This is a genomic window from Streptomyces sp. NPDC057543 (genome assembly GCF_042801895.1).
Taxonomy (GTDB): domain Bacteria; phylum Actinomycetota; class Actinomycetes; order Streptomycetales; family Streptomycetaceae; genus Streptomyces.
Genome location: NZ_JBHVFF010000385.1, coordinates 1 through 6687, shown reverse-complemented (window position 1 = coordinate 6687; position 6687 = coordinate 1). Strand labels below are relative to the sequence as shown.

General features: G+C 69.2%; 4 protein-coding genes and 1 tRNA gene. 2 read left to right on the top strand and 3 right to left on the bottom strand.

All coding sequences use genetic code 11. The features are described from left to right. Positions 1-52: 52 nt before the first annotated feature. Positions 53-940, bottom strand: a complete 888-nt coding sequence (locus ACFU8Q_RS37700; protein ID WP_384463522.1) for a Bax inhibitor-1/YccA family protein — start codon at positions 938-940, stop codon at positions 53-55. A gap of 174 nt (positions 941-1114) precedes the next feature. Continuing rightward, positions 1115-1200 (bottom strand) — tRNA-Leu (locus tag ACFU8Q_RS37695). 483 nt (positions 1201-1683) lie between these two features. Between ACFU8Q_RS37695 and ACFU8Q_RS37690 the strand changes: the two genes are divergently transcribed. Further along, entirely contained in the window at positions 1684-2454 is a 771-nt protein-coding gene (locus ACFU8Q_RS37690; RefSeq protein ID WP_266746612.1) for an ABC transporter ATP-binding protein, read from the top strand. Between the two features lie 58 nt (positions 2455-2512). Next, entirely contained in the window at positions 2513-5041 is a 2529-nt protein-coding gene (locus ACFU8Q_RS37685) for an ABC transporter permease (RefSeq protein ID WP_384463518.1), read from the top strand. 88 nt (positions 5042-5129) lie between these two features. Here ACFU8Q_RS37685 and ACFU8Q_RS37680 read toward each other — a convergent pair whose 3' ends face one another. Further along, positions 5130-6434, bottom strand: coding sequence for a class I SAM-dependent methyltransferase (locus tag ACFU8Q_RS37680; protein ID WP_384463515.1), 1305 nt, complete (start codon positions 6432-6434; stop codon positions 5130-5132). Positions 6435-6687: the final 253 nt, after the last annotated feature.

The following is a 6687-nucleotide window of genomic DNA, read 5'->3' as shown; positions in this document are numbered from 1 at the left end:
GTGCCTGCGGGCCGTTCCGTTTCCCGCGCCGTTCCCGGCGCGGGGCCGCGCATCAGTCGTCGCCGCTGAGGATGGAGAGCAGACGCAGCATCTCCAGGTAGATCCAGACCAGGGTCATGGTCAGGCCGAAGGCCGCCAGCCAGGACTCCTCGCGGGGGGCCCCGTAGGCGACGCCGTCCTCGACCTGCTTGAAGTCCAGGGCCAGGAAGCACGCGCCGAGGATGATCCCGATGACACCGAAGAGGATGCCGAGGCCGCCGCTGCGGAAGCCCAGGCCGTCGCCGCCGCCGAAGACGGCGAACAGCAGGTTGACCACCATCAGGAGCATGAAGCCCATGGCAGCGGCCATCACGAAGCCGTAGAAGCGGCGGGTGACGCGGATCCAGCGCATCTTGTACGCGAGAAGCACACCGGCGAAGACACACATGGTGCCCATCACCGCCTGCATCACGACGCCCGGCCCGATGTACGTACTGACCGCGCTGGAGATCACTCCGAGGAAGACGCCCTCGAAGGCCGCGTACGACACGATCAGCGCCGGGGACGGCCTGCGCTTGAAGGACTGGACGAGCGACAGGACGAACGCCACCAGGGCGGCGCCGATCGCGATGCCGTAGGACTTGCCGAGGTTGGCCTCGTCGACCGGCAGCAGGGCCCAGGCGAGCGCGGCGCCGAGCACCACGGTGCCCAGCGTGATCGCGGTGCGCGTGACGACGTCGTCGATCGTCATCGCACCGGAGCGCGCCGGTGCTTGTGGAACGCCGTACTGGGTGTCCTGCTGGGCGTAGGGGTTGGTGGCGTACGGGTTGGCGGCGGCGCCCTGCGCGTACGGGTTGGCACCCGCTACGGGGGCCCCGGCCTGCGGCGCCGCGTTGAAGCCCGCGTATCCGTTGTCGCGGCTGAAGCCCCGTCGCGAGAAGACCGGGTTGCTGCTCCTCATCTCACTCCTCCATGGCCGCCGTGCGCGGCCTTCCCACAAGAGTAATGGGTAGGCAAAAGAATCAGACTAGTGCCTGGGGAGGATCTTTGGGGAACCTGCGGACGGGTGGCCGTCCTCCTCGGCCGGCCGGCAGGGCCGCCGCACGGCGCTCCGCCCCTCGGCCCATGCGCGCGGTGGTGCCCGGAACCGGACTCGAACCGGTACGCCCCCGAGGGGCAGCGAGGTTTAAGCTCGCCGTGTCTGCATTCCACCATCCGGGCCTGGCGCGCGGCTCCGCGTTGGCACATGACCCTATCCGGGGACTTCCTCCGATCAGCGGATCAGTGGCGCGATGTTGTCTTATTTTATTGACCGTTTGAGGGGTCGTCAGCACTCGCGAGGGTGCATCGTCACATGCCTGGGCGGGGTAGCGGGCACGACGGCCGGCAATCCGGATTGACGTAAAGTCGCCGCACCCGGACGGCGCATTCGCGCGGCGCATTCGCCGGACACGCGCCAGTGATCGCCATGGGCGCGCCACCCGACCGGGCGAACGCCCTCAGGGTCGGTGTCATACCGGAGGAGGACGCAGGGGCCCCTCGGTGCGACTCAAGACGGCCCCGGGAACGGGCATGGGGACTGACGAACCGCGGCGATACGGCGGTGACGATGGAGAGGTTCCCAGGCGACCGGACCTCACCGGTCGCAGCCGAAACGCACCCCGGACGAAGCCTCGGCCGGAGCCCCGAATCAGGAGATTTCCCGTGACCACCACTTCCACCGCACACCGCGTCACGACGGTGGCTGCCCGCGCCACGGATCTGTCGAAGGTCTACGGAGAGGGCGAGACCAGGGTCACGGCCCTGGACCGGGTCTCCGTGGACTTCCCGCAGGGCGAGTTCACCGCGATCATGGGCCCGTCCGGCTCCGGCAAGTCCACGCTGATGCACTGCGTGGCCGGCCTCGACAGCTTCAGCAGCGGCTCGGTGCGGATCGGTGAGACGGAGCTGGGCTCTCTCAAGGACAAGCAGCTCACCCAGCTCCGCCGGGACAAGATCGGCTTCATCTTCCAGGCGTTCAACCTGCTGCCGACCCTGACGGCGCTGGAGAACATCACGCTCCCCATGGACATCGCGGGCCGCAAGCCCGACGCCGAGTGGGTGCGCCGGGTCATCGACATGGTGGGCCTCTCCGACCGGCTGACGCACCGGCCGACCGAACTCTCCGGCGGCCAGCAGCAGCGCGTCGCCGTGGCCCGCGCCCTGGCCTCGCAGCCGGAAATCATCTTCGGTGACGAGCCGACCGGGAACCTGGACTCCCGCTCCGGCGCCGAGGTCCTCGGCTTCCTGCGCAACTCGGTGCGCGAGCTGGGGCAGACCGTGGTGATGGTGACCCACGACCCGGCGGCCGCCTCCTACGCCGACCGGGTCGTCTTCCTCGCGGACGGCCGGATCGTCGACCAGATGCTGCACCCGACCGCGGACGGGGTCCTCGACCGGATGAAGGCGTTCGACGCCAAGGGCCGCACCAGCTGAAGCCCGCCCTGCCCCGCGCCCCTTTCCGGAACCCCTCCCCATCCCAGGACTGACAGACATGTTCCGTACTGCCCTGCGCAATGTGCTCGCGCACAAGGCCAGGCTGCTGATGACCGTACTCGCCGTAATGCTCGGCGTGGCCTTCGTCTCCGGCACGCTGGTCTTCACCGACACCCTCGGCAATGCCCTGCGCAACCAGTCGGCGAAGAGCTATGACAACGTCGCCGTCGCCGTCACCACCTACGCCGACCAGCGCGACGAGAAGACGCCCGGCATCACCGCCGCCACCCTGAAGAAGATCCAGGGCCTGGACGGCGTCGACACCGCCACCGGCCGGGTCTCCGGCTTCGCCGGGGTAGCCGACCCCGACGGCAAGCTGATCGGCAACGGCTGGTCGAACACCGGTGGGAACTACTCCCCCGGCAAGAACGGCAAGGACTCCGCGTACACCTTCGTCGACGGTACGGGCCCGGTCGCGGCCGACCGGATCGCGCTCGACAAGGAGACCGCGAAGAGGGGCGAATACCACGTCGGTGACCGGGTCCGGGTCGCCACGAACGGCCCGGTGAAGGAGTACACCCTCTCCGGTGTCTTCACCACCGAGGACGGCGCGGTCAACGCGGGCGGCAGTCTGGTCCTCTTCGACACCGAGGTAGCCCAGAAGCTCTACCTCAGGCCCGGCGTGTTCAGGGACGTCAACGTGTCCGCCGCGCCCGGGGCCTCCGCCGAGAAGCTGCTGGCCGGAGTGAAGCCGCTGCTGCCCAAGGACGCCGAGGCCAAGACCGGCCAGGCTCTCGCGGACGAGCAGGCCAAACAGATCGAGACCGGTCTGAGCGGTCTCAACATGATGCTGCTCGCCTTCGCCGGCATCGCCCTGTTCGTCGGTGTCTTCCTGATCGCCAACACCTTCACCATGCTGGTGGCGCAGCGCACCAAGGAGCTGGCACTGATGCGCGCCGTCGGCGCCTCCCGCCGCCAGGTCAAGCGGTCGGTGCTCCTCGAAGCGGCCGTCGTCGGCGTGATCGCCTCGGTCGTCGGCTTCGGCCTCGGTCTCGGCCTCGCCATCGGACTGCGTTCCGCGATGGGCCTGTTCGGCGGGAGGATCCCGGCCGGACCGCTGGTCGTCTCGCCCACCGCGGTCCTCGCCGCCTTCGCCGTCGGTGTCCTGATCACCGTACTGGCCGCCTGGCTGCCCGCCCGCCGGGCCGCCAAGATCCCGCCGGTCGCGGCGATGAACAGCGTGCACGCGACGGCCACCGTCAAGTCCCTGGTGCTGCGCAACTCGATCGGCGCGGTGCTCACCCTGCTGGGCGGGGCGGCGATCGTGGCGGGCGCGTCCCGGGGCGGGTCGGGCGGCCGGACCGTCATCGCCGTGGGTGCCTTCCTCGCGCTGATCGGTGTCATCGTGCTGATCCCGCTGCTGTCGCGGCCGGTGATCGCGCTGGTCCGCCCGCTGCTGAAGCGGCTGTTCGGGGTCGCCGGTAAGCTGGCCGCGCAGAACGCGGTCCGCAACCCGCGCCGTACCGGTGCCACCGCCTCCGCGCTGGCGATCGGCCTCACCCTGGTCACCGGCATCTCGGTCCTCGGCGTCACCCTCGGCCAGGCGGTCGACCGGATGACCACGGACAACATCAGGGCCGACTACATGGTGACGATGGCGAACGGCGGTCCGCTCGACGAGTCCGCGCTCACCGCCCTGCAGAAGGCCGACGGGGTCTCGGCGGTCTCGCCGCAGCAGGCCACCTCGCTCGAGGTCGAGGGCGAGTACCACTCCGCGTCCGGCGTCACCCCCGGCGATGTGCAGAAGCTCTTCGCGCTGACGACCGTCTCCGGCTCGATCGACGCGCTGGACAAGGGCGAGATCGCCGTCGACGAGAAGACGGCCAAGTCCAACGGCTGGAAGACCGGCGACACCCTCCGGGTGAAGTTCGACGACGACAAGAAGGGCGAGCTGAAGGTCGGGGCGGTCTTCAAGGGGAACGAGCTCCTCTCCCCGGTCCTGGTCCCGAAGAACGTCGCCGATGCGCACGGCAGCCGGGCGGACATCCGCGAGATCTGGCTGAAGACGGACGGCGGCGCGAGCGAGGCCAACGAGCAGGCCCTGGTGAAGGCTCTGGGCGACAACCCCGGGATGAGCATCATGAACCGCCAGGACATCCGTGACGTGTTCGGCGGCTCGGTCAACCTCGCGATGAACATCATGTACGGGCTGCTGGCGATGGCCCTGATCATCGCGGTGCTCGGGGTCATCAACACCCTGGCGATGTCGGTCTTCGAGCGCCAGCAGGAGATCGGCATGCTGCGGGCGATCGGCCTGGACCGGCGCAGGGTGAAGCGCATGATCCGGCTGGAGGCCGTGGTCATCTCGCTCTTCGGCGCGGTGGTAGGTGTCGCGCTCGGCATGTTCCTCGGCTGGGCGATCGGCCAGACCCTGTCGTCGGACATCCCGGAGTACGCGCTGGTCATCCCGTGGGACCGGATCGCGGTCTTCCTGGTGCTGGCAGGGGTCGTGGGTGTGCTGGCCGCGCTCTGGCCGGCCCGCAGCGCCGCGAAGCTGAACATGCTGACGGCGATCAAGACCGAGTAGCGGCGTCCAGGCGAGCCGGGACGGTACGGCCGGGGGCCGGTACGCGCAGTGCGGAACTGCGCGTACCGGCCCCCGGTACGTCCGGGTGTCAGCCGGTTGCCGACGCCCCCCAGACGCGCGCCCTCAGCGGCATGCGGGAGACCCCGCCCTCCGCCGGACGCACCACGAGGATCTGGTTGACGCCGATCTTGTTGTGCTCGAAGGACAGGGCGGAGGCGGCCATGTAGAGGCGCCAGACCCTGGACCGACCGGGCGAGGTCATCCGGACCGCCCGCTCCCAGTGCTTCTCCAGGTTGGCGACCCAGGTGCGCAGGGTCAGTGCGTAGTGTTCACGGATCGACTCGACGTCACGGGTCTCGAAGCCGGCTTCTTCGAGGGTGGTCACGGTCCGTCCCACCGGGGCCAGTTCGCCGTCCGGGAAGACGTAGGCGTCGATGAACTCGTCCACGTGGTACGCGGACTCGTCCTTCTCGGGGCGGCGGGCGATCTGGTGGTTGAGCAGCCGGCCGCCGGGCTTGAGGAGTGCGTAGAGGTCGTCGGCGTACTCGCGGAAGCGGACGGAGCCGACGTGTTCCGCCATGCCGATGGACGAGATGGCGTCGTACGGGCCGTCCCTGACGTCCCGGTAGTCCTGGACCCGGATCTCGACCCGGTCGGTCAGGCCCTCTTCCGCGATGCGCTTCCTGGCGTAGGCGGCCTGTTCGACGGAGAGGGTCACTCCGGTGACCCGGGCGCCGTATTCGCGGGCGGCGTGCAGGGCCATGGAGCCCCAGCCGCAGCCGACGTCGAGGAGCCGGTCGCCCTCCTTCAGCGCGAGCTTTCGGCAGACCAGGTCGAGCTTGTCGCGCTGGGCGTCCTCGAGGTTTCCGTCGTCCTCCCAGTAGGCGCAGGAGTAGACCATGGAGGGACCGAGGACCAGTTCGTAGAAGTCATTGCCCACGTCGTAGTGGTGACTGATGGCCTCCTTGTCGCGCCGCTTGGTGTGGAGGGTGCCGGTGCGGCGCCGTACCTCCTCGGGCGGCGGGGGCGGCGGGAGCCAGGGGCCGCCGAGCTGCAACAGCCCTTTGGCGAAGGCCCGCACCTTCGGGTCGCGGACCGGGTGGACGCTGTCCTTGGCCTCCACGCCGCGGTCCCAGATCAGCGAGGCCATCAGGTCCAGGGCCTCGTACAGATCGCCTTCGATATCGAGTTCGCCCGCCACCCACGCGCGGGCCAGGCCCAGTTCACCCGGCTTCCAGAGCAGCCTGCGCAGCGCGCGGCGGTTCCGGATGACGAGGACGGGGGCACCGGGCGGTCCTGATTCGCTGCCGTCCCAGGCCCGGATACGGACCGGCAGCTTCTCCCCCAGCAACTCCTCGGCGAGATCGGTCAGCCGCAATGCGGCGTCTGCCATGGCGCACACCTCCGTGATGGTGTTCCCAATGTGCCCAAACATGCCCAAACATGCCTGCAACCACGCCGGGCACCCACGACGCCACGGCGAGGTACAACCCCGTCAACAGTCTGCGGAGCGTGCGCCATCCCGCTACAGCACAACGGAAAGGCAAAATACCTGCAGTACACACTTATCCAACACACTTATCCATGGGCGCACTTCGGCAGGGGCGAGCGGAAACGCCGAAGGGGCCGTCCGCACCACGGATGGC